Source organism: Neochlamydia sp. AcF95, assembly GCF_018342455.1.
Lineage (GTDB): Bacteria > Chlamydiota > Chlamydiia > Chlamydiales > Parachlamydiaceae > Neochlamydia.
The window spans coordinates 1-24693 of the sequence record NZ_JAEMUC010000032.1 but is presented as its reverse complement, the minus strand read 5'-3'; the positions used below and the strand labels follow the sequence as shown (position 1 = coordinate 24693).

Annotated in this window: 22 protein-coding genes and 1 tRNA gene; 18 read left to right on the top strand and 5 right to left on the bottom strand. The window is 37.7% G+C overall.

Going from position 1 to position 24693, the window contains the following annotated elements; translation table 11 throughout:
- Positions 1-110 precede the first annotated feature (110 nt).
- From NEOC95_RS03085 to NEOC95_RS03070, 4 genes are all read left to right on the top strand, one after another.
- Positions 111-181, top strand: a tRNA-Gly gene (locus tag NEOC95_RS03085).
- An 80-nt stretch (positions 182-261) separates the two neighbouring features.
- Positions 262-1077, top strand: coding sequence for a 30S ribosomal protein S2 (rpsB, locus tag NEOC95_RS03080; RefSeq protein ID WP_166156511.1), 816 nt, complete (start codon positions 262-264; stop codon positions 1075-1077).
- A gap of 3 nt (positions 1078-1080) precedes the next feature.
- Positions 1081-1935, top strand: a complete 855-nt coding sequence (tsf, locus tag NEOC95_RS03075; protein WP_242678210.1) for a translation elongation factor Ts — start codon at positions 1081-1083, stop codon at positions 1933-1935.
- Between the two features lie 116 nt (positions 1936-2051).
- Entirely contained in the window at positions 2052-2972 is a 921-nt protein-coding gene (locus NEOC95_RS03070) for a DMT family transporter (protein WP_166156514.1), read from the top strand.
- A gap of 496 nt (positions 2973-3468) precedes the next feature.
- On the opposite strand, the gene NEOC95_RS03065 is transcribed toward NEOC95_RS03070, so the two are convergent.
- The gene (locus NEOC95_RS03065) at positions 3469-4212 is read right to left on the bottom strand and encodes a hypothetical protein (protein ID WP_213151485.1); all 744 of its coding nucleotides are present in this window, start codon (positions 4210-4212) and stop codon (positions 3469-3471) included.
- A 63-nt stretch (positions 4213-4275) separates the two neighbouring features.
- A complete protein-coding gene (locus tag NEOC95_RS03060; RefSeq protein WP_166156520.1) occupies positions 4276-5718 on the bottom strand; it encodes a bifunctional trypsin-like peptidase domain-containing/SEL1-like repeat protein in 1443 nt (480 codons plus the stop codon).
- Between the two features lie 603 nt (positions 5719-6321).
- On the opposite strand from NEOC95_RS03060, the gene NEOC95_RS09495 reads away from it, so the two are divergent.
- From NEOC95_RS09495 to secA, 6 genes are all read left to right on the top strand, one after another.
- Positions 6322-6450 (top strand): hypothetical protein, encoded by a 129-nt coding sequence (locus NEOC95_RS09495; protein WP_283248241.1) that lies wholly within the window; start codon positions 6322-6324, stop codon positions 6448-6450.
- 452 nt (positions 6451-6902) lie between these two features.
- Complete coding sequence (locus NEOC95_RS03055; protein ID WP_349305243.1) at positions 6903-7697, top strand: TatD family hydrolase; 795 nt, start codon at positions 6903-6905, stop codon at positions 7695-7697.
- A 67-nt stretch (positions 7698-7764) separates the two neighbouring features.
- Entirely contained in the window at positions 7765-8625 is an 861-nt protein-coding gene (locus NEOC95_RS03050; RefSeq protein WP_213151483.1) for a hypothetical protein, read from the top strand.
- A gap of 284 nt (positions 8626-8909) precedes the next feature.
- Entirely contained in the window at positions 8910-9299 is a 390-nt protein-coding gene (locus NEOC95_RS03045; RefSeq protein ID WP_213151480.1) for a hypothetical protein, read from the top strand.
- 5 nt (positions 9300-9304) lie between these two features.
- Positions 9305-10216, top strand: coding sequence for an archaetidylserine decarboxylase (asd, locus tag NEOC95_RS03040; protein WP_213151479.1), 912 nt, complete (start codon positions 9305-9307; stop codon positions 10214-10216).
- 470 nt (positions 10217-10686) lie between these two features.
- Complete coding sequence (secA, locus tag NEOC95_RS03035) at positions 10687-13782, top strand: preprotein translocase subunit SecA (RefSeq protein WP_213151478.1); 3096 nt, start codon at positions 10687-10689, stop codon at positions 13780-13782.
- 386 nt (positions 13783-14168) lie between these two features.
- On the opposite strand, the gene NEOC95_RS03030 is transcribed toward secA, so the two are convergent.
- A complete protein-coding gene (locus NEOC95_RS03030) occupies positions 14169-14621 on the bottom strand; it encodes a phage holin family protein (protein WP_213151476.1) in 453 nt (150 codons plus the stop codon).
- A gap of 93 nt (positions 14622-14714) precedes the next feature.
- On the opposite strand from NEOC95_RS03030, the gene NEOC95_RS03025 reads away from it, so the two are divergent.
- From NEOC95_RS03025 to NEOC95_RS03005, 5 genes are all read left to right on the top strand, one after another.
- A complete protein-coding gene (locus tag NEOC95_RS03025) occupies positions 14715-15410 on the top strand; it encodes a hypothetical protein (RefSeq protein WP_213151468.1) in 696 nt (231 codons plus the stop codon).
- Between the two features lie 904 nt (positions 15411-16314).
- Entirely contained in the window at positions 16315-16677 is a 363-nt protein-coding gene (locus NEOC95_RS03020) for an oxidoreductase dimerization domain-containing protein (RefSeq protein ID WP_213151466.1), read from the top strand.
- Positions 16667-16840, top strand: a complete 174-nt coding sequence (locus NEOC95_RS03015) for a hypothetical protein (protein WP_213151462.1) — start codon at positions 16667-16669, stop codon at positions 16838-16840. The genes NEOC95_RS03020 and NEOC95_RS03015 overlap by 11 nt, the downstream gene beginning before the upstream one ends.
- A 19-nt stretch (positions 16841-16859) precedes the next feature.
- The gene (gene lipA / locus NEOC95_RS03010) at positions 16860-17840 is read left to right on the top strand and encodes a lipoyl synthase (RefSeq protein ID WP_213151460.1); all 981 of its coding nucleotides are present in this window, start codon (positions 16860-16862) and stop codon (positions 17838-17840) included.
- A complete protein-coding gene (locus tag NEOC95_RS03005) occupies positions 17837-18763 on the top strand; it encodes a hypothetical protein (protein WP_213151458.1) in 927 nt (308 codons plus the stop codon). Before lipA ends, NEOC95_RS03005 begins: the two co-directional genes overlap by 4 nt.
- A 107-nt stretch (positions 18764-18870) precedes the next feature.
- Here NEOC95_RS03005 and NEOC95_RS03000 read toward each other — a convergent pair whose 3' ends face one another.
- The gene (locus NEOC95_RS03000; RefSeq protein WP_213151456.1) at positions 18871-19059 is read right to left on the bottom strand and encodes a hypothetical protein; all 189 of its coding nucleotides are present in this window, start codon (positions 19057-19059) and stop codon (positions 18871-18873) included.
- Between the two features lie 55 nt (positions 19060-19114).
- Between NEOC95_RS03000 and NEOC95_RS02995 the strand changes: the two genes are divergently transcribed.
- From NEOC95_RS02995 to NEOC95_RS02985, 3 genes are all read left to right on the top strand, one after another.
- On the top strand, positions 19115-20944 hold the full coding sequence (locus NEOC95_RS02995) for a leucine-rich repeat domain-containing protein (RefSeq protein ID WP_213151454.1): 1830 nt from the start codon (positions 19115-19117) through the stop codon (positions 20942-20944).
- 295 nt (positions 20945-21239) lie between these two features.
- On the top strand, positions 21240-22019 hold the full coding sequence (locus tag NEOC95_RS02990) for a leucine-rich repeat domain-containing protein (protein ID WP_213151452.1): 780 nt from the start codon (positions 21240-21242) through the stop codon (positions 22017-22019).
- 9 nt (positions 22020-22028) lie between these two features.
- A complete protein-coding gene (locus NEOC95_RS02985) occupies positions 22029-22724 on the top strand; it encodes a leucine-rich repeat domain-containing protein (protein WP_283248242.1) in 696 nt (231 codons plus the stop codon).
- Between the two features lie 101 nt (positions 22725-22825).
- Here NEOC95_RS02985 and NEOC95_RS02980 read toward each other — a convergent pair whose 3' ends face one another.
- The gene (locus NEOC95_RS02980) at positions 22826-24199 is read right to left on the bottom strand and encodes an MATE family efflux transporter (protein ID WP_213151448.1); all 1374 of its coding nucleotides are present in this window, start codon (positions 24197-24199) and stop codon (positions 22826-22828) included.
- Positions 24200-24693 lie beyond the last annotated feature (494 nt).

Genomic DNA, 24693 nt, shown 5'->3' with positions numbered 1-24693 from the left:
TTTGAGAATATACGATTTTGAATTCTAAAGCAAAATAGGATTGCAAAAATTGAATTGATGTTGCAAAAGAATTAGCCTATCAGGTATAATTTAGCTCGCAATCATTAAATGCGCCTGTAGTTCAATGGTAGAACAGTAGCCTTCCAAGCTACGAGTGTCAGTTCGATTCTGATCAGGCGCTCAATTTACAAATTCTAATATCAACCAAGACCGAAATTCTATCCTAAGTAGAATGCCGTCGTCAAAATAAAGGGACAAGGCTTGGCAACACAACAACAAGTTAATGTTACTATTAAAGATCTTCTAGAGGCTGGTGCTCACTTTGGTCACCAAACCCGTCGATGGAATCCAAAAATGAAACGTTTCATTTTTGAAGCGCGCAATGGATTATACATCATAGATTTAGCTAAAACACTTCAACAAATAAGATTGGCTACAGAAGTAGTTAAAGAGGTGGTCGCAAAACATCGTTCCATTCTATTTGTGGGGACAAAAAAACAAGCGAAAGTAGTCGTACGTGAGCTAGCTGAGCAAGCGGGAGAATTTTATGTTTGCGAAAGGTGGCTAGGTGGTATGTTAACTAATATGTCAACGATCCGTCAATCCATTAAAAAGCTTGAACGTATTGAAAAACGTATTACTTCTGGTGGAGAAGGGTTAACAAAGAAAGAGCTTTCTTTGCTAAATAAGGACTACTTGAAACTCAATGGCAATCTCTCAGGAATAAGAGGGATGCGTAAGCTACCAGGCCTGGTGATCGTAGTAGATCCAAGTAAAGAACATATCGCTGTAGCTGAAGCTAACAAATTAGGCATTCCTGTGATGGGCTTAGTGGATACAAACTGTAATCCTGACCCTATCGAATATGTCATTGCCTGTAATGACGATGCTCTTAAAAGCGTTAAACTTATCATCCAAGCATTAGCTCATGCTATTATAGAAAAGAAAAATGAAATGCAAATTGCATTCGGCAAAGGCGATGTAAGAGAAGATGAGGAAAACGAAGAAGGTGTAAGCGGCAAATATGATGAAAAAGATGAGGCCGATGAAAAAGCTTCTGCAATTTCGGAGGTTTAATTTATGTCCAAGATGCCTATTACTGCTACAATGATTAAAGAACTGCGCGAGAGAACCGGCGTAGGGATGGGAAAATGTAAGGAAGCTTTGGAAGAGGCTCATGGGGATATGGAGCTTGCTATTTCAAATCTCCGTAAAGCAGGCATTGCTTCTGCTGTTAAAAAGGAAGGTCGTACCACCAATGAAGGGATGATTGGCTTTTTTGAAAATGACAAGACTGCTGCTATTGTTGAAGTTAATTCAGAGACAGACTTTGTAGCCAAAAACGAGCGTTTTAAAGAGTTTTTGGAAAACATTGCTGCAGAAATTGCTAAAACCCATCCTGCTTCTTTAGAAGCATTTCTTGCGCAGCCTTATTCTAAAGATACTTCCATATCTATCGACCAATATCGTGCAACAGTCGTCCAAACGATTGGCGAAAATATCCAGATTAAACGCTTGTTTACAACTGCAAAGTCTCCATCTAAATCGATTGGTATTTATTCTCACCTTGGTGGTAAGGTCGTTACAATGGTTGAGATAGAAGGCTCGGATGCGGAACAATCTTTAGCTAAAGATATCGCTATGCATGTAGCGGCTGCTCATCCAGAATTTCTTTCTCCTGAAAAAGTTCCCCCAGAGCTTATAAACAATGAGAAAGAGATTGCAAAAAGCCAGATCAAAAACAAGCCAGAGAATTTTATCGATAAGATTGTGGAAGGTAAGCTCAATGCCTACTATGAAAGTGTATGCTTAACCAAGCAAAAATTCATTAGGGATGATAGCAAATCGATTGCCCAGATCGTTGAAGATCGAGCCAAGCAAAGCGGCAAGCCTCTTCAATTGACTAACTTCTTGCGTTGGACTGTGGGTCAATAGTTAAAGCTCTACTTTTTATAGTTTTAAAACGGGAGAAAAAATACTCCCGTTTTTTCATTTGCGATTATTTCTTTGTTATAGGTATCATGAATACAACAATTATTCTTTAGTTTAATATGACACCTATCAAGCGATCGCTTTTAATACTGGCTCTGACATTGATGTGGAGCCCTTGTTTCCTCTTGATAAAACTTGCGTTGGTTGATTTTAATCCTGCCACTATTGTTTTTCTGCGAGTTAGCCTAGCTAGCTTAATATTTTGGATAGCTTTACGCTTACAGGGAGGATCTTTACCAAAAAGCCTTACTTTTTGGAAACATTCAGCTTTTATGGCCATATTCTCTTCGGGACTTCCTTCCTTCTTATTTTGTTATGCTGAGACCTCTATAGAAAGCGCTCTTGCAGCAATACTCAATGGCTGTTCACCCATGTTTACAGCCATTTTGGCTCATTTGTTTTTACCAAATGATAGAATGTCTATTCATAAACTCATAGGAATTTTAATAAGCTTTTGTGGAATTTTATTACTATTTTCCCCTAACATTGCTCAAGGCATGGATGGAGATTTTATAGGTATGTCTGCTGCTTTAATAGGTGCTTTTTGTTATGCTATTAGCCATGTGTATGCTAAAAAGTTTATTGCTGGGCAACCTCGTTTTGTAGCTCCAACAGCCCAATTATTCATGACAGCATGGATGATGTTACCTTTTGTTTTAGGTTCTATAGAGACAAAATCTACTTTTATCTTCCCTTCATTAACTAGCATACTAGCTATTCTAGGGTTAACTTTGCTAGGTACATATTTAGCTTTTTTGATTTATTACTATCTTTTAGAGCACTGCGGTCCTACAGCTATATCAATGGTTTCTTGTTTCTTTCCTGCGGTAGGCATGTTATTAGGCTATTTATTTCTTAATGAAGCTTTAACGGCAGGCGGCATTTTTTCAGCAGGTTTAATCCTTTTAGGCATGCTGATTGTCAATGAAGTCATTAGCTTTAAATGGCGGCGTCCAAGATTTTTTCAGCAAGAAGCTTAAGCCTTGAAACTTACCTATTTGATAATCGGAAAGATTTTTTCTTAAGCGTTATATCTATTAGGAAGGGCTGAGGATTTTTTTATCTTGTATGCTTTGTTTCTTTATAAGGGTTTAAGTTAACGCCCTTGCCCAACGCTTTTAGACTAAAATCCCATTCTAGCTTCTCTATAAATATTTTTTAGCAAAGGTTTTCACTAGGAGTGGATTGGCTGGCAAAGAGAATACTTTCTAAAAAAGCTAAGGGATAGCTTATTCAATAAATAACCTTGAGCAATTAAGTTTTGTAATTTTTCGTTTAGCCTTTAAAAGCGCTTGCGAAATAGATTTCTATTTTTCTTTTGCTGATAAACTTACTGGGCGTTTTTCCAAGCTACTTTTAATCTAGGCCGAGTTTAATCTTTATACAGACTTTAGCAATAAGATATTTAAATTTTTTTCCTTTCTTCTTATTGTTGACTAAGAGAAGGCTCTAGAAACAGCAGGTTAGAATAGAAAGCTATAAATAGACCACCTTACAAACAAGCGGGTCATATTGGGATTTCTTAAAATTTACAAGAGCTAATTCAGCATATTTATTGTTAAGCTTATCAAGCATGAGCTCGAGAGTTTCCTGGATGCGAGGGGGATAGTGTTCCTTATAATATTCTAAATCTTCAGCCTCTAGGTAATAAGGATTATGATTATAGGCTTTAGAAGTTGAAATTTGAATAGATAAAAGCACATAAAAAGAATCATTTTTAAGATTAAATCCCCGCCCTTCATAACCTTCATCCCATAGGGAGTGACCGTAATATACATTCTTCAACTTTCCTTCAGAGTTGAACTCTAATTCAGCTAGGTTACATTCTTGAGTATTAGCATATTTAAGGGAGTCATCAAAATTAATAGACAAAATAGCTGAGGAAAGGGATTTTTTTAAAATTTTCAGGTTATTATCGGTTAATTTATTTAAAGGGTGATTTTCATAATATTTTTTCCATTGAATTTTGTGTTTATAAGAACCTAGTATTTCTTTGAAAACGAATATAATTGTATTAATGATAGGCACACAATAGATTAGAGCTGTGAATAAGCAAACGATTTTCTTGCTAATGGATAGGGGTTCTAGCTGATCTGAGCAGTAAGCCTTATTACAAAAAGTTATGCTAAAATTTTTATAAGCTTGCTTAAAAGGTTCTTGGAATATTGTCTTAGCTGACAGATGAAAATCTCGTTGATTCCTCAAAAGAGCTATTTGCATGCCTAAATCGTTTCCTTGGTATAAGTGTCCTCAAAAACTTTTTATATACATTTTTTCGTACAATTACATCAATAGGCAATTTGGTCCCTCAATTTTTATTACATCTTTATGACCGAAGGCATGAGCGAGGTCAAAATAATATTGAGCTAATTTTGAGTCTTTCTCCGTTCCTATTCCACTTTCATAGCACTGGAATAAATGGTAAGCCGCATTTTTATAGCCATTATCGAAAGACTTTTTAAAACACTCAAAAGCTTTCCTTAAATCTCTTCTTGTACCTAGTGATCGTTCATAGCATATGCCTAAATTGCATAAGGCTTCTCGATGATCTTCGATAGCAGCTTGGCTTAGATATTTAAAAGCTTTTGCTTTAACCGAGCAGATCCATGCTTCATCTTCCTGGTCGGAAATACAAATGCTAAGATAGAAATTTAGGTAATGAGCTCCCATTTCACTTAACTCAGCAGTCTCTAGATTTTTATTCTGCTTTTTTAGCTTTAATTTTTTTAAATGAATTTTTACGAAAGACATGCCATGAGTGGTTTGGCACAAATGGGTGCGGTTGGTGGGGTTAGGCCTTAATTGGTTAGTAGGAAGATTCATTTTTGTGCTGGCTTCATAGCCAGATGGTGTGGTCCAGGGCTTATTACTTACATTTCCTGCAAAAAGGATGCTTACTACTTCTAGATTTTCGTCGATTACCGGGGAGCCTGAATTTCCATGAAAAGAGTCTAGATTAGTTTCAATATGTTGATCACTACATTCTTTTTTTACGGAGGCCCCTAGATGAATTTTCAAGGGTAAACCCCGAGGGTGTCCTAGCATAAAGATTTTTTTATTTAATAAAGACTTTTTTATAAAATTAACTGCTAAAGGTGGACGCCCGATAACTTCTCTATCTAACTTTATTAGAGCCCAATCAATTAGGTAATCCGGCGCACATGTATAATTAAAAAAAACAACTTTTTTAAAACTGTAAACATCTGATTCGCAAAATTCATAATCCTCAGTCCTCATGTTTTGGCTTTTCATCTGAAAACCAAACACAAATTTAATACGTTCTAATTCGCTTTGCGCTTTTAGACTTGTTCGAACAATTACGCCCCTTGCTTTTTTGGGTTTTAATTTCGTATAGGGGTTTGAACGTGTAACACAGTGAGCCACAGTAACAACATGTTGAGGCGCGACTAAGAAGGCTGTACTTAATCCAGGGGTAGGCTCGTGGAGAAAAGAATCAGTATGACCTAGGGGTATTCCTTTAGCTTTTTTAGAAATACGTTCCCCTAACGTCCTAACTCTCTCCGTATCAAATTTATAAGTAATAAAACCCTGATTATTGATTCTATTTAGCTTATGATCTGGCATCATGCATGCTACGCTGTCGGCTTGCTCTTGAATAGTTTTTTCTAGAGATTCACCTAAATTTAGTTCATGGAGTTTATAAAGGTTTTCAATGCAAAAATCTTGAGAGTAAAATTGTGAATTAACGCTTTGTCCAATAGCCATGTTACTTCCTTTTTACAAAAACTATTAATAAGCTTTATTGTTTGATCCCTAATTCTTAGATTCGCAGATTTATTATATTTCCTTTCCCTATAGAGAAGACTCTATAGAGAGAAAATAGCCGCTAGGATAGAAATTCTACTACCGAATAATCAAACGACTAAAAAAATAAATAATGAACACTTCTTACCATGCCAAAAAAGTAATTTTGCTAAAAGTTAAAAAGTTAATTCTTATTTCTTTAAGCATGTAAGCTTTATTTTTAAAGATTTATCTATACACTTGCTTTTAGGTTAACTCCATTTTGGAAAGATTTTTCTTTTATGAAGAAGGCTGTCTGGCTATTCTTTGTGAAGAAATTTTAAAATGTTAGAGCTCTCTTCCTTCCCTTTAGCTATCCATGGACAACTCTCATCAAGCCACTTGTAAAATTTTTTATCCTTTAGCTTATTATCGCTTTTAGCTGTTGTATTGTTTACTGTTTTTAATGCCCTCTAATCCAAAATTTAACTTGGGAGAAAAGAGTTTCCTGCTTGATAAAATTATTTAAAGGCTCGCGTCAGGTTGGCACTTTTATATTGCTTCTATTGGCTAAGAAAATAACGCGTGAGCTTAAAAGATGAGGGTAACAATATTATGACTATTAACAAAGCTATAGCAGAAAACGAAATAATTAAAGAGGGATCTTATATAGGTGGGCTAGAGAACGAAACAATAGCTTCTTTAGCTCTTTAGGTCTTGCTTAAGCAGGCTTTCGTGAGAAAAAAATATAAAATGATGAGGAAATAAGCGGGGATTTTAGCTAAAGACTTCTTTAGAACTTTTTACGCTGGAATTAAGATTAATCGACCTAATAGCACCTAAGGAAAAAAAAAAAGATAAATAAATTTTTTTATATTAATTATTTGCCTAGAATTGTATAGCGTAGATTTTCTACCAGTTAAAAAAGCAGGTTATTTTTATCTTCCTTATTGCTCTTGTTTAGAGTAGGAAAGGTTGACTAAGATTAAAGCAATTAAGGAGGATAAATAATGTTTTCTTCTATCTAAATTAAGAGATACAGGTAAAAAAGCTTTGATTGGCTTTCTTGGCACCTAGTGGAAAGGTGATTGTAAATTATTAGAGCTATATTCTATGATACCCGAGCTAAGAAAGAGCAAAGGCTCCTTAAAGAGGATGAAGTAATAGTGGCAAATGCAATGCAATGGGTGGATTCGCATGCTCATTTAACAGATTCTACCTTTACGGCTATTGATTCAATTTTACAACGTGCGCAGCATGCAGGTGTGTGCTCAGTTATAAATATTTGCACCAGTATTAGCACCCTAAACGCAGGCTTAGAATTAGCTAAAAATTATCCATGGATTTATAATGCTGCCGCTACGCCTCCTCACGATGTAGAAAAAGAAGGCGAAAACGTTTTTGCTGTTATTGCTAAGCATGCACATAGCGGACATTTGGTCGCTATAGGTGAGACGGGACTAGACTACCATTATTATGCTTCTTCGTCTGCTATTCAAAAAGTTTTCTTGCGACGTTACTTTCACTTAGCCTTAGAATGTAAGTTGCCGGTGGTGATTCACTGTAGAAATGCTTTTAAAGATTTCTTTGAAATTTTAGATAAAGAATATATGAGTAGTAAGGGTAAACATCAGCCAGGAGTTTTGCATTGCTTTACGGGCACTATAGAGGAGGCTGAACAAGTCATAGAGCGAGGATGGTACTTATCAATAAGTGGGATATTGACCTTTAAAAAAAGCGAAGAGCTGCGCCAGATTGTAAAAAAAATTCCTCTAGATAAATTGTTGATAGAGACAGATGCTCCTTATTTAGCCCCGCAGACTCGTCGGGGAAAAATAAATGAACCTGCTTATATAGTAGAAACAGCCCAAACTATTGCTCAGCTAAAAGATATCTCTTTGAAAGAATTAGCAGACCAAACAGTTAGAAATGCTTGTGAACTATTTAAAATAAAAATTTGATAAAGCTTTTAAAAATTGTAAGATTAAGTTAATATCATGCACAGTCACATGTTTATATGGTTAATGTATGGCAAATAATATTATGCGCATCTGCAGCTTAGGGGATCACTTTTGGTATCCTGAAATAAATAAACAGATTAATTTGCTTATAAGGCATCCTAGGCACCATGTAGAGGTGGATTGTAAAGTCCTTTATAAAAAGCATTCAAAAACACTTGCCACGCAGATTACTGTAATTGCTTCTAAAATTTTTCATAGTTTGAAATTATTTTTTCTTTTTCAATATCGGCTAGATTTTGACCGTGCCGTTAAAACTCTTATTTATTCCGAAGAAATAAAATCAAGAGTATTCAGTAAGCCATTTATTGCTTCGGAGTCTGAGCCTCTTAAGCTTTTATCAGAAGATGAGCCTTTTAAACCTTTAACGGATGTACTGGTGGCTGAAAAGATTGCAAAAAGAGAACAGCTAGCTTTATTCAATAAAAGAAATCAGGCAGCAATAGCTATTCAAAGATTTTACCGCAAAATGAAATATATTGATAAAAAAATAGAAGAAGAAAAAGCTTCCCGAATCCATGTTCTAAATGCTTTTTATGATTTAATTCAATATAGTACCCATAAAGAAAATCTTAAAAGATTGGATGAAAATCTTAATTCTCAATGGCGTATAGTAAGTTTTTTTAAAAGCGAGAGCGACCTTGATCAGCATATACGCCTGACAGCTTTAGAGCAAATGAAGACTTTACGAGAAAAATTATGGGAAAATGCTAAAATTTCTTCTTCCGTAAAAATAAAAATAGACGATGAGAATTTAGATCCGGCTACCGTGCTAAAAGAAATTAACCGCGAGATCAGCATTCAAGGAACAAATTTGGCAAAAATTGATAAACGTATTATAGAGTTGAGAAGTCAAAAAATAGCTAAGTAGCCATAAATGCAAAACATTTAAGCATTTGTTCATAAAAAGCCTATCGGTGGTCTCTTTTCTTATTATGCGACAACTTTAAGCTTTTTACTAAAGAGGCAATTGTTTTAAAGGGCTTATAGGCCTCACTAGGAAAAAAGCTACAAAGCAGCTGAAAGTACATAGGCAGATTAAGTGGGTAAGAGAAATAGGTAGAAAGCCTAAATTTTTTTACGCTCTATGCCTGATAGATTAGCTCAGCCCTTAACAAAAATCTCCTCCCTACTCATTAAAAAATTTAGGAAATAATGAACTATACACTCTTTTTAATAGCTATATTTAGTTGTTTAAGTCGTTTAATTGCTGTTGAACCTTTTTATAATTTGAAGGAAACAGAACCTGCAGCAGTAGTAAAAAATGAACTTAAACGTTTAGACCAGCTAATCTTTGTTACTGAAAGGAATTTAGAGCAGCAAAAAGCTTTGCGCGAAATTTTTCTCCATTACCAAGAGCGGCAATCTTTCTATTTACAAAATCCTCAGGATAAAGAATCTACTCTACATATGGTGAAAGCTGCTTATCAATTGTTAGAAGCTATAAAAGCCAACCATCTGCTTCAGACTTTTGACACAGAGTTTATAAGCCAATTGACTTTCTTCTCGCAATTTGCGACTAAACAGGGCAGTTCCACCCCTTAAAAGATATGGATATTATTTACTATCTCGATCGAAAAAATGGTAAGCGTGAAATAGAAAAAGTGTATGGGGCCAGAGCCCTAAGACTTTTATACGGTCAGGATTGGATAAGCAAAATAGTAGGCCCTCTACTTTTACATAGTTTAGTAAGATATTCTTTTTTTTCAGCTTGGTATGGTAAATGGCAAGCCTCACGAAAGTCTAAGAATAAAATAGAGCCTTTCATTCGTGAATTTGGCTTAGACCCCTTGGAATTTCTAGAAGAAGTTTCTTCTTTTAAGTCTTTTAATGATTTTTTTATTCGCAAGCTTAAGCCCACAGCTCGCCCTCTTGCTTCTGGAGAGGATGTAGCTATTATTCCTGCCGATGGACGTTACTTATTCTATCCCGACCTATCACAAGTGGATGGTTTTATCGTTAAGGGAGAAAAATTTGATTTAACAAGCTTATTAGACGATGCTGATTTAGCCGCACACTATGCTAAGGGAGCTATGGCCATTGCGCGGCTTTGTCCTAGCGATTATCATCGTTATCATTTTCCATGTGATTGCGTGGCCGGCAAAACAAAAATCATTAATGGTTGGCTTTACTCTGTCAATCCTGCGGCCTTAAAAAAAGATATTCATATCTTTACTAAGAACAAGCGAACGCTTTGTAAATTAGCTACATCCTGCTTTGGTTGTATTTTGTTCTTAGAAATCGGAGCGACTAATGTAGGTAGTATTCACGAAACCTATCAACTCGATGTACTGCAAAAAAAAGGAGATGAAAAAGGCTATTTTTCATTTGGGGGTTCTTCCCTTATTTTATTATTTGAGCCTGGTAAGATTCAATTTGATCAAGACCTGCTAGCTGCTAGCCAGCAAGGCTTAGAAATTAAATGTTTAATGGGTCAGAGTATGGGAAAAGCACTTAGCTGACCTTGGCAAATACCAAACGGCTCTTTATTCTTATTTTAAATAATTTTTTTATAAGTTTATAGAGCTTATCATTTTTCGCTTTAGGTAACCTTTCTTCCTTACCAACTGCATGCCTAATCGTATATCTAATTCTTAATCTCAAGCCTTCCCAAGCAAGAAACTTTCCACAGATTCTGTTGAAGGTATGCAAAGGAGGGAAACTTTTATCTAGATAACTTAATTTTTCTTTTAATGAATTTAAAAAAGGAAAACTTAAGCCTGCATTTAAAAAAAAGTACCCCTTTAGCGACTTTCTAGCTTCTTAAAGGCTTGTTTTTTTTAATAGATGATCGCGTAAGAAGCTTCCCTGAAGCATATAAATAAAGAAAATGCTTTTGAGGCTTATTTCTAGAGTTTATGCAGGTTGCTTGTATTAAAAGCAATTTTTAAGTATTCTTATCTTCTTAAATGCCTAAAAAAGTTGAGATATCATGTTTGGATTTTTAAAAAAATTTTTTGGTTCAGCTCAGGATCGTCTAAGACGAAAATATTTTAAAATAGTAGAAGAAGTTAACGAGTATGACGCTAAATTTCAAAATTTAAGTGATGAGGCACTGCGGGCAAAAACGCAGGAGTTTCAGGAACGATATAGAAAAGGTGAAACATTAGAGCTCTTACTTCCAGAAGCCTATGCAGTGGTAAAAAACGCTTGTAGACGCTTAGCAGGCACAGAAATTCACGTTTCAGGTTATCATCAGAAATGGGACATGGTTCCTTACGATGTTCAGGTAGTAGGAGCCATTGCTTTACATCATGGCTCCATTGCAGAAATGCAAACGGGCGAAGGTAAAACCCTAACGGCTGTAATGCCTCTTTATCTAAATGCTCTTACTAAAAAACCTGTTCACTTAGTCACCGTTAACGATTATCTGGCCCAGCGTGACTGTGAATGGGTAGGAACGGTTTTTCGTTGGTTGGGATTGACCACAGGTGCTTTAACCAATGAAACGCCAATGGAAGAGCGTAAAAAAGTTTATCTCAGCGATATTGTTTATGGAACTGCCTCTGAATTTGGCTTCGACTATTTACGCGATAATTCCATGGCTTCTAGCCAAGAAGAGCAAGTTCAACGTGGCTACTATTATGCTATTATTGATGAAGTGGACTCCATTTTAATCGATGAAGCTAGAACTCCCTTGATTATCTCAGGGCCTGTACCTGTCAGCCGACAAATGTATGATGAGCTTAAACACAGCGTAGCAGATATGGTGCGCTTCCAACGGGATTTATGTAATCGTCTTGCTTCTGAAGCTAAAAAAACTTTAGATAGCCTAAAGCTTAGTGAAGGTTCTTCTATAAAAACAAAACGCCATAAAAAAGAAGAAGAACAAGAAAAAGAGGCTTATCGCAAGCTATGGTTAGTAGGTAAGGGCACGCCTAACAATAAAATCTTAAAACGTATGAAAGAGGATCCAGATGTTCGAGCTGCGATCGATAAATGGGATTTATACTATTATGCAGATCCTAATAAAGAAGAAAAGCATACAGCTTTAGCAGAGCTTTATATTCTCATCGATGAAAAAAGCAACGAGTATGAATTAACAGACAAAGGCATCAATCTCTGGAAAGAAGTTGTAGGAAGTGATCATGGCGATGACTTTATCATGCTAGATATTAGCCATGAATACCTACAAATCGATGAAGATGCCTCTTTAGATGAAACTGCTCGAGTACAAAAAAAACTGGAAGTGCAAGAAGAGGATGCTAAGCGGAAAGAACGAGCTCACAATCTTCGTCAGTTATTGCGTGCGCATTTACTGATGGAAAAAGATGTCGATTATATTGTTCAGGATGACAAAATTATTATCATTGATGAAAATACCGGGCGTCCTCAGCCTGGTAGGCGTTTTTCTGATGGCCTGCATCAGGCTATAGAAGCAAAAGAAGCTGTTTCTATCCAAAAAGAGACGCAAACGTATGCCACTATAACTTTACAAAACTTTTTCCGTATGTATGAAAAGATAGCAGGGATGAGCGGGACTGCTGTAACAGAAGCTAATGAATTTAAGCAAATTTATAAACTAGACGTATTAGAAATACCTACTCATAAACCTTGCTTGCGCAAAGATTTCAATGATGAAATTTATATGACCGAACGTGAAAAATACAGCGCAATTTTAAAAGATGTTCGTGAGGTGCATGAAGCAGGCCGTCCTCTTTTGATTGGAACAGAATCGGTAGAAGTTTCAGAGAAACTTTCCCGTATTTTCAAACAAAATAAATTAGAGTATACCGTTTTAAACGCTAAAAATCATGTTAGAGAAGCGGAAATTATAGCGAGTGCGGGTAGACGTGGAGCTATCACTATTGCCACTAACATGGCAGGTCGGGGAACCGATATTAAACTTGAAGCTGGTGTCGCTGGAATAGGGGGTCTCTATGTCATGGGGACCACTCGTCATCAATCACGTCGTATTGATCGCCAATTGCGAGGCCGTTGTGCTCGTTTAGGGGATCCTGGTTCATCTAAATTCTATGTTTCTTTTGAAGACTCTTTACTGCGCTTATTTGCTTCTCCTCGCTTGACAGCTGTGTTGCAGAAATTTCGTCCTCCTGAAGGGGAGCCGATTTCTGCTTCCATGCTTAATAAATCTATCGAAACTGCTCAGAAACGTATCGAGCAACGTAACTATACAATTCGTAAGCATACCTTAGAGTATGATGATGTAATGAATAAGCAAAGAAAAGAAATTTACTCTTTCCGTAATGATATTTTACATGCGCTCGATATTAAGCCTCTGGCTATTGAAGTTTTAGAATCTGTTTGCCAAGCAGCTGCAGAGAAGTATTTTAAAAATCGTGGAGAGGAGAGCGGATGGGATGCAGAGGGGTATCGCCATTGGTTAATTAGCCACTTTCCTGTAAGCTTTCCTGAAGGATACTTCGATGATGAGCATGCAGATATGATAGATCTTGAAAAAAAAGCGATCGATCAAATCGTAAAAGCCTTTAATGAAAAATATGAACGTGAAGATCTAAAAGCTCCTGTCCAAGCTGGGCAAGGGGAAAAGCTAAAATCTGCTACCAAACCTGTTAATGAAGCTATTCGTAATCTAATGATCCGTAAGCTAGATCAGCGTTGGCAAGAACATCTTTTAGCTATGGATCATTTGCGCGCAGATGTTAACTTACGTACGTTTGGCCAGCGCGACCCTTTGATGGAGTTTAAGCAAGAAGCTTTTACTCTTTTTGATGAATTAGGTAATTTATTAAGAGGCGAGATTGCCCAAGGACTCTTTCGTTTTGAAATCTTAACGCAGGATCATCCTGCTATCCAACATTTATTAACCCAGATGCGTCTTGAAACCCAGCGCTCGCTGGTCGCCGACTTAGATGGAGACTCTCAACCTGCTTTTTCTACAAGCCATGCTGAAGAGGCAAGGGAAAGTAATGCTCCTACTGTTCGTTTACAACCCTTAGTTGTCGAGCCCAAGGCAGGACGTAATGAAAGCTGCCCCTGTGGCAGTGGTAAAAAATATAAAAAATGCTGTGGGCTTCAACAAGAAGTGGGAGAGCAAGTTTCTTAAAAGCATGGATTAGGGGCTCTTCTTATCAAGAGGGCTCCTTTTTTGCTTATATCTTAAGGTTTTTGATTAAGCAAAAAAAATCTTAGATAAATTTTTAAAGTTTATGAAAAGCAACAGCAAACAGTCGCCCTCATTCTCACCTGGATTCTCTTAAATTTATTTAATGATTTAAAAAAAGAGGAGGGGCTGCTTGATCTTTTAAGATCTTATTTCCTCATAGGCGCCTTGCTTATAGAAAGCAGCTTAAAAGCACTCATTTTCTGTACAGAAGAAGGCTTAAAGTTAAGAAAAAGAAAGAAGAAAAGCTTATAAGATAATCGATAAGGTTTTTTATATAGCTAACCAATACTCTTACCCCTTAAATCTCTTGAAAGTAGCCCTACCTGCTAATTCAAAGGGTGCATGGCTCGCCAACCCAAAAAAATTAAAAGCCCAGCAGTTCCTAAATATAAAACCCAATAATTAGCATTCCATTGTAACGTTAGGATGCCTTCTTGAGAAAAACTGAATAAAATGATTCCAAAAATAAGAAACACAGAGCCTGTGAGTAATAAAACAAAAGGTAGCAGAAAGCTTGTTGGATAATTAGCAGAAGAATTAGCTGCCTCCAAGTCTTCTTCTTCCTCAGAAGATTCTTCGTCTACTTTATTGATATCATAAGTTTCAGAGGGATCTTGACGATAAGAAGGAAAAGGAGCAATATGGGTCAAGCTTTTATCATGCTGGGTAAGAAGAGAAGAAGAGCTTAGATACACACCACAATAAGGGCAGTTCTCATCAGAAAATGCGACACGACCTTCGCAATTCCAGCATAACTTCTTTTTGGGTAGGGCACTCATAACTGGCTCTGTGTTAAATGGGTTAAAAACAATTTCATGGCCTTATTTATAATTTCTTGCAAGAAATAATTCAACTGATGTTAAGGAGTTTACTTGTCTAACTACTTTGCCAGAAGCTACTTTTTCTATCTACCATTGTGTGTAATGATTGGATTATTTTATAGCTGTGCTGCTTACAAGTACCCTACAGAGCGTTATTATGTTGAGCCTCCAGGCCTTTTAAAGCAGGAAGAGAAGATTTTATATGATACTTATCATTCTCAAGCTTCTTCTCATTGGCTTTATTATCTAATTCCTCGGCATCGTAGCCAAATCTATTGGTTTGATTTAGGCCATTGGTGCACATGGGCTCTTTTTGGAAATGATGATCATGGACTTTTTGCTGAAGCCCAACTACCCTTGTTTAAACCTTGCAGGCCTACTAGCTTTTTTAAGGCTTTTGCTTGGATGGTGCGCAATCCTTTACATAACTTCTGCCATTACGTGATAGGGAATGCTGGATGTGTAAATGACGAATTTACCCTTTTAAAAATCAATAAAAACCATTTTTCTTGCTTGCATTACGAACCCATAGCGCGCACAGTTTTTGCTGGTCGTTATACATCTTTCTACTTAGGGTTACATGGAGGAAAGCCCTTAATCTCTTTACGTTTATCCTACGGGTCTAAATGGAAAAGTGATTTTTATATTGGATGGCGCGAGAGGGGAAATTTTGGAATAAAATTTTTGCCCTTAACTAAAAACTCTTTAGTCGTCTGGGAAAATCTTCCCTATGAAGATGCAGAATAAGGGTCCTACCCTTGATAAGGCTTTTGTATTCTAGTACTTCTATAACTCTAGCTTAAGCTTAACGTCCATTCTTTACTCATCCCCTGAGGAGTAGTAATCTGAACAGTTGATAAAGCAACAGAAAAGAAGATGGAAAATAGGCCATATCCTCTTGAGGGGGCAGCTATAGGGAAAGGACTAACCTATGTGATCTGGCTGCTATCCACACCATGCAAGCTGGCAAATCTGTAGCGTTGATGGATGTAAAAAAATGAAGGGGTGCCTACTTAAATAGGGGATGTATCCTTTCTAAAGCTTTAATGGCTTGCTCGGCGATTTGCACTTGCACTCAAGAAGCTGAAGAATTTGGCATTGAGGCTGAGAAGTTAGGTTTTGATTACGCGCACATGGTAAAAAGGTGGGATTTTGGTTAGAATATGTAAAGGTTTAGAAAGATTAATAACTGATTAGTTTGAAAAAGTAAGTCTTGCCACTGGCTCGGAGCTTTGCAATATTTCCACTTTTCCTTTCGGCTAAGAAAAAATTCATGCTTCTATTTCTTATTAATTCTAATAAAACCTTTCTAAGAAAGCTGTCACGGTAGGAGGATCTATTGGATATGAATTTGCTTCACTATTTGCCTTTTTTAGATCAGGAGTAGTGAGGTTGGAGATGTTGCCCTGTCTTTTGCCCCTGGAAAGTAAGGCTGTTTTTGCGGTACTTACTCAAGCATTTCGGAAAGCTAATATTATAATAGACGTGAGGAATAAAGGTAGAAGGGATTGACAAAACCTCAGAAGGTATTAAGGTGCAGCGGGCGGAAGGAAAGAGCAATACAGCCAAGAGGGGATAGGTAGCTATAGGTTGCTTTATAAATAGCTTAAAAAAAGCTGGAGTAATTTTTAATGAGAATAGTTTGCTGGCTATGAATGTTAGTGTGGAAACAAATCTTCCTGGCATTTATGCTGTGGGTGAACTCGCTTCCAACTGCTGTTTACCTCATGGGGCTACACATCAAGGTTGCGTAGCTGGGCGCCATGCGGCTGGAAAGGAAGTCTATACGCTTTATGAGGCGATCCCTTATGGGGTTTTGGCATGTCCGAAAACTGTCTCAGCTGGAGTGTCCTTAGAAGAGGCTTTACAGAAAGGGTATCAAGTAGAGGTAAAAGCTTTTCCTTTGCATGCTTTGGACAAGTTTCAGGCCACCTATCTCATAGAAGGATTTACACGAATAATAAAAGATAAATTTACAGGGAAAACTTTAGGGGCTCCAAGCTGTGGGATATGAAGCTTCTACTTTAATAGTGCAAATGGGCTGGACGATAGCGAATAAATTGACTATCGAGCCAATTAAAAAGCTCATCCATGCCTATTTAATGTCAACGAAGGCTGAGCTAGAAGCTGCCTTTATAGCGGCTGATCCACCTTTACATTTTCTTTCTAAAATATAAAAGAGCAGGCTTAATTCTTATGAATCCCTTAGAACTGTTTGATAATACGCCTAGGATAAAAAAGAAAAAGTTAAACATTCTTCCTATTAATCCTGACGTAGCCCGCCAGGATAGAGCTGTTGGTCTTGGGCGTTTTCCTTCTTGGTTACATCGTAAGCTCCTTCCTGGAAGCAACGTATGGAAAACAGGACATATCTTTAACCAAAATCGCTTGCCCACAGTTTGCGAGGAAGCCAAATGCCCTAATCTAATGGAATGCTGGTCTAAAAAGACAGCGACCTTCTTGGTGATGGGCAAAGAGTGCACCAGAGCTTGCGGTTTTTGCGATATTGATTTTTCAAAAGCTCCTAAGGCATTAGAAGCTGATGAGCCCCAGCGTGTGGCTGAATCGGTATTAGCGCTAGGTTTAAAGCATGTGGTAATTACTATGGTGGCTAGAGATGATTTGCTTGATGGAGGTGCCGAGCATTTATCTAAGGTGATTGTTGAAGTTAGGCGGCAAGTTGGTGAGGTTACCATTGAGGTCTTAACCTCCGATTTTGCCGGTGAACATGCCTCCTTAGATGTTATCCTAAAAGCCTGCCCTGAAATTTTTAATCACAACTTGGAAACGGTGCGTGCCTTAACTCCACGTGTACGCCATCGGGCAACTTATGATAAAACGTTGAGGGTGTTAAGCTATGTAAGGAAACAAGGAGCGCCAAGCCTACTCCTTAAGTCTGGCATAATGGTAGGCTTAGGGGAAAGTGAAACGGAAGTTTTTGAAACGCTTAAAGATTTAAAAGCAGTAGGCTGTGATATCATTACCCTGGGGCAATATTTACAACCACAAAAAAATAAGTTGTTGGTTAAAGAATTTATTACCCCTCAGCAATTTAAAAAATATGAAGAATATGGATATTCCTTGGGAATCAAAAATATGTATTGCGGACCTTTTATTCGTTCTAGCTATAATGCTGAAGCGGTTTGGAAGCAGACGCGTAAAGGAGAAAAACAATGAGAGATGAAGAAGCAGCTATCGAAGATCTACCTTTGGCCAACGCCTTAGATCATGCGATTCTTATGCACCGTGAGGTGCATTTTGGAGGAAAGTTTGATGTCATGCTGGATTATTATCTTAATGAGGGAAAAGGGGTAAACCCTGAATTTGAATTAGAAAGAATTCATACGTTAGCTAAAATAGAGAAGAAAATGAAAACAGATTTGGCTCCTTTAATGCTTGCAGGGGTTGAGGCAGAAAAAATTGCAGAAGCCAAAACAGCTTACAAAAAACTTAGAAGCCTATATGAAAAGCCTAAATCGACAACGAAAAATATGCTTTTAGTGGCTGATTTAATTTTATCTGAAGATTTAGAGGCTGCTCAAGAAATTGAAGCGATTGTTCAGGAAAAAGGAGCTATAGTACCTGCTTTAATAGAATTGCTTAAAGCAGAGGAGTTTTATGATCCTCTGTTTCCAGGGTATGGTCTAGCGCCTTCTTTAGCTGCCAAATGCTTAGGAATGATAGGCGATAAACGTGCTATTATTGCCTTATTCGAATCCTTGAGCCAAGGAGATTTTTTTGAAGAAGACATCGTGTTGGCAGCTTTACGTGCCATAGGAAAACCAGCCAAAGATTTCTTGCTAAAAGTGGTGCATGGCCGTCCCATTAACGAGGATAATGAAAGAGCAGCTATTGCTTTGATTGCTTTTAAAGAAGAGGAAGATGTGGCCAAAGCATGTTTAGAAATGTTAAAGGATCCTCAGGTTCGTAAGGATATTCCTTTGGCAACCTATTTGATTTTAGCTTGTGAAGGCTTAAAAAGCTTAGAGGACCGTACAGCTTTCCAACTTCTTGCACAGGAAAGCAGAATATCAAAAATGCTTATACAAGATATTCATGCTGTTGCTAGCCTATGGGAAACAAGTCCTAGCGAACCTTAATGAGAGATGAATAAATTTATTTTTTCTTTCACAAACTAGGGGTTATACACTAATACTTAGGATGGTATAAGGAAGGAAATAAGCTTTAAAATACTTTCTTGAAAATTTTAAAAGGTGGAGAGAATATTTGACCTTCTACCTATAGATGGATCTAAAGGCATGTCGTTCCCTGCTAAAGCAAAAAGGAATTTTAAAAGTATTTCATTTATGTTTTTTCTAATCTTTTGAGCTTTGAGTAGAGTGTAAGAAGCTGTTTTTTGATATTTTCTTGTATGTCTTGTTTCTTTTTTATTCATCTATGGTTTAAAAACGCTTGATAATAGACATCAGTTTTAATAAGGAAGCCGTATAATGAATCCTAGCTCTTCTATCACTATCGAGCATTTACCTAATGAGATATTAGCCCCTATCTTAAAGGTTTGTGCTAGCCCCTCCTTATTTAGCGTTTGCACAAGATGGCGACATTTGTTGGATACCGAGGTAATGCCTTCTCTTTATAAGCAAATAGGTAAAATACACTTTCCTCAAGGAGATATTAACGAACGGGCTTTTATTTTAGATAAAATTTATAAGCTAGAAGATAGACCCTTAGAAGGAGAAAAAGCTAAGGCAATTTTCAAGCAAACCTTTACTTTAGCTAAATCCCTTGCTCCTACGGAGCTAGAATTTAAATGGAAAACCGAGGAAAAAAGGTGCTTTACGCTGGCTAACTATGCCTCTTATCTTATAAATATTAATCGTCTGTTAATGTGGAAAGCACTGCCTGGTAGAGGGGAATACTTAAATCAAGAAAAAATCAAGTATTTACCTTTAGAAAAACAAGGAGAGCTTCTTAGAGATTGGATTGAAAGCCAGGGTAAAAATATTGAAAGGTTATATTTAACGGCACTCGGCTTAACCCTTTTACCAACAGAGATAGGGCAGCTATCGCAGCTACGAGCTCTTAGCTTAATCCATAACCAGCTTACCACTCTTCCTGCAGAAATAGGACAGTTGTCTCAGCTGAAAGAGCTGTACTTAAACGACAACCATCTCACCGCCCTTCCCACAGAGATTTGGCAATTCTCTCAGCTAAAAGCTCTTAACTTAAGCGATAACCAGCTCACCTCTGTTCCTGCAGGAATAGGGCAGTTATCACAACTACAAAGCCTTTGCTTAGGCCGCAACCAGCTCGCCTCCCTTCCTGCAGAGCTAGGTCAGCTGCCTCAGTTGCGAGATCTTAGCTTAGTCAATAACCAGCTTGCTTTCCTTCTCGCAGAGATAGGACAGCTCTTGCAATTGCGATGGCTTTATTTAAACAACAACCAGCTTAGCTTTGTTCCTGTAGAAATAGGGCAGTTATCACAGCTGCTAGGCCTTGAATTGGATGCCAACAATCTCACCTCCCTTCCTGCAGAGATAGGGCAGCTATCACACCTCGGTAGACTTTCCTTAAGCAACAACCATCTTACCTCTGTTCCTGCAGAAATAAGGCAGCTCTCGCAATTGCACCGCCTTGATTTAAAAAACAACCAGCTCACCTCCCTTCCTGCTGAGATATGGCTGCTCTCTAAATTGGATTGGCTCGATTTAGAGAATAACCAGCTTACGTTCGTTCCTGACGAGATTAAGCAGCTATCCCAGCTGCAAAATCTTTGCTTAGGCGACAACCATCTTGTCACTCTTCCTGCAGGAATATGGCAGTTATCTCAGCTGCAACAACTTCATCTAAACAGCAACCAGCTCACCTCCCTTCCTGCAGAGATAGGGCAGCTCTTGCAACTGCACTACCTTAATCTAAAAAACAATCAGCTTACCACTCTTCCTGCTGAGATATGGCTGCTCTCTCGATTGAAATGGCTCGACTTAGAGAATAACCAGCTTACGTTTATTCCTGCCGAGATCGAGCAGCTATCGCAGCTGCAAATCCTTCGCTTAGGTGGCAACCACCTTGCCACCCTTCCTGTAGAGATAGGGCAGCTATCTTATCTGGAAAAACTTCATTTAAACAATAACTATCTTGCCGTCCTTCCAGCAGAGATGGGGCAGCTCTTGCGACTGCAAGAGCTTGATTTATGCGATAACCAGCTTGCTTCCCTTCCTGTAGAGATAGGGCAGCTACCTAAACGTTTAGATCTGAGGTTAGATGGAAATCCGCTGAAAAGTATTCCTAATGAACTAAAAAAATACTTTAGACTGTAGCTGAAAAGGTGCCTTTTTTCATCATTATAACATTAAAATGGCAAATTGGCAGGCTTAGAAGCTTTAAAGATATAGAAAGCCTTTGGTTTAATATAAAGGCATAGGATCTAAAGCTCTATTTCTTAGCTAAAATTAAGGCAAAAATTTTCTAACAGCTTTTTTACTCCTTCATTTTCAATGCTAAATGTTAAAGTTTGATTTCTACTATTTTTTTGCTTATTTTGTTTTTTTATGTATAAGGCGATACTTCTACAAAGCGACTAAAAATATATACGCATCTTAAAGAGGTCGTTTCATGAATCCTATCTCTTCGGCCTTTATTGAAAGCTTACCCAATGAATTGCTGCTCCCTATCTTAAAGGTTTGTGCTAACCCCTCGTTATTTAGCGTTTGTACAAAATGGCGTCATTTGCTAGCTACTGAAGTCATGCCGCCCCTTTATAAGCAAATAGGTAAAATGCACTTTCCTCACGGAGATATTAGCAAGCAGGCTTTTATTCTAGATAAAATTTATAAGCTAGAAGATAGACTTTCAGAAGGAGAAAAAGCTAAGGTAATCTTCAAGCAAACCTTTGCTCTAGCTAGATCGCTTGCCCCTTTGGAGTTAGAATTTAAATGGAGAACCGAGGACAAGAGATGTTTTACGCTGGCTAACTATACCTCTTATCTTATAAATATTAATCGCCTATTAATGTGGAAAAAGCTTCCTGGTGGAGAAGAATATTTAAGTCAGGAAAAAATCAAGTATTTACCTTTAGAAAAACAAGGAGAGCTCTTTAGAGATTGGATAGAAAACCACGGTAAAAATATTGAAAGGCTATATTTAAGGGGAATCGGCTTAAGCTTTTTACCTCCCGAGATAGGGCAGCTCTCTCAGCTGCAAGCTCTTTATTTAAACAACAACCCACTTACCACTCTTCCTGCAGAAATAGGGCAGCTTTCTCAGCTGAAAGAGCTGTACTTAAACGACAACTATCTCACCGCCCTTCCCACAGAGATTGGGCAATTCTCCCAGCTAGAAGTTCTTTATTTAAACAACAACCATCTTACCGCTCTTCCCTCAGAGTTAGGGTAGCTTTCTCAGCTGCGAGCTCTTCATTTAAACAGCAACCAGCTCGCCACTCTTCCTGCAGAAATAGGACATCTCTTACCGCTTCAAACACTTAATTTAAGCACCAACCATCTAGCTGCCCTTCCGACAGAGATAGGGCAGCTCTTGCAATTGCGATGGCTTTATTTAAGCAGCAACCAGCTTACCTCTATTCCTGCAGGAATAGGGCAGTTATCACAGCTGCAAAGCCTTTGCTTAGACCACAACCAGCTCACCAGTCTGCCTGCAGAAATAGGGCAGCTCTCTCAGCTGCGAGCTCTTTATTTAAACAACAACCAGCTTACCACTCTTCCTGCAGAAATAGGGCAGTTGTCTCAGCTGAAAGAGCTGTACTTAAACGACAACCATCTCACCGCCCTTCCAACAGAGATAGAACAATTCTCTCAGCTAAAAGCTCTTATCTTAAGCAATAACCAGCTTACCACTCTTCCTGTAGAAATAGGGCAGCTGTCTCAGCTGTGGACGCTTAGCTTAAGCAATAATCAACTTACCGTTCTTCCTACAGAGATGGGACAGCTCTCGCAATTACGTTGGCTTAACTTAGAGGACAACAAGCTTACCTCTCTTCCTATAGAGATAGAGCAGCTACCAGAAGAGTTAATTCTCATGTTAACGGGAAATGCCTTGAAGAACATTCCAGATCAACTAAAACAGCACTTTAGATTGTAAAGCTTTGCTTGTCTTTTAGATTAATTAAGAGTAAAGAAATAGAAAAAGTTACGCGTGAAGAATTAAGGAAGAATTCGTTAGCTTTTTGTTGATTGTTCTGCCTATAAGATAGGCTTTTCTAAGATAATAGACTTGCTTTTCCATAAGCCTGAGGCATAGCGCCAATAGTAGATGATCACTGTTCCTATACTAAAAAGCAGCCAAAAATAAAGAGCCACTTCTACGGAAGCTTGATTTTTTACTACAAAGAAGTAGACAGGAGCAACCATCAGTATCCATACGCTTAAGGACCCTGCAATTAATAAAAATGTAGTATCGCCAGCTGCTGTTAAAATTCCCGATAGCAGCCAGCGAATGCCTTCAAAAAATACATAAATAAGAGTGGCATATAAGCAATTCATGAGTTTTATTTCAATAAAAGCTCTATATTCAGGGGTAGCATAAGGGAGAAATTGGTCGATAAGTAGAGGGTGAAAATAGACAAACAGGGTAGAAATAACCAATAAAAAAAGCAGATGAATACGTATACCGGCCTTTAATACGTGAGAAATGAACCAGGTGCGTTTAGCACCAATAAGATTTCCGCAGATAGTAGTAGCAGCTTTACTTACACCTTCTGCAAAAAAAAGCAGCAGCATAAATAGACTTTGGCAGATTCCTGCTATAGTAATATGTACTTCGCTCAATCTTGTCATCATCTGATAAAAAGCTGCCCAACCCATGATTTCTATTAATGCAAACATTGCTCCTGGAGAACCAATTTTAAAACATTGCCAAAAAGCTAGAGGGCGAAAGTAAAAATTTCCTGTACCCTTTTTTTCTCTATTTTCTTTCTTAAGAAAAAAATAAAAGAGGACCAGCATCTGAAATAAAGATCCTAGGCTTGTGGCAATAGCTGCTCCCAGGATGCCCATTGAAGGCACCACTCCCTCAATACCAAAAATAAGAAAGATATCTAAAAAAACATTAATAATATTGGCGCCAATCGCTAAAAGAGTAATCAATTTAGTTTGGCCCTGCCCAACAAAGAAGCCACTGAGGGCGGCATAAGCAGCAAAAGTCGGGCCAAATAATAACATCCAGCGCATATAAGTTCTTTCCATGGCTGTTTGCGGGGAAGTGCCATAAAACCATTCGCTTCCCCATATAGCCATAGGAATAAAGAAAAGGAAAGAAAAGAGGGAAAGCCAGATCATCTGCCAAACAGGCTCACCCATACGATTAAGCTGTTGAGCGCCATGATATTGAGCCACGAAAACTTCAGTAATATTGGTCAGCACCACCCATCCAAAGAGTAATCCCCATCCTAAGGTAGAAGCATTGACTGCTGAATTAAGGGCTGCCGTAGAATAATGGGCTAGCAGTAACCTATCGACAAAAAGCATGAGCATCATAGAAAAAGAGGAGAGCATGAGCGGCAAAGAGATAGAAAAAAGCTCTCGAAAGCTGCCTTCTTGATATTTAGTAAGTGCCATAGGACCTTATGAAAAGCAAAGATATTTTAAATTTTATATAAAATTAAAATGGTCATAAAGAAAGAGATTACATCAGTAAAAAGGCTTCTTGGCAATACCATAACAAATGAGCAGGGGATTGTAAACAATTTTTGTTGAGAAAAAACCCTCTGGCTTTTTAAGAGGTAGGAAGAAAGCTTTTAATTAAGCGGTCACGGGGCTAAGCCCAAATTTAGATGGGATTCTGCGGGCATCTGCAAAGACAAAAAAGCTCTCAAATAACTGTTTTTCTATTTACTGCGCTTTCTGATTACATTATCTTCTGCTTATCAAGAGCTTAAGTATTTCTTTTCGCCATGACCGTTTACGTTTTTGATGAAAAAGATAGAGAAAACTAACGATGTAAAAAAAGTATTTAGATTCCTTGCTTAAGTTTTAAACTCACCTTACGCAGGCATAAAACTCCTTTGTAAATTTTGCAGTTCTTGATAGGCCATCTGATTGGCTTTAAGGAT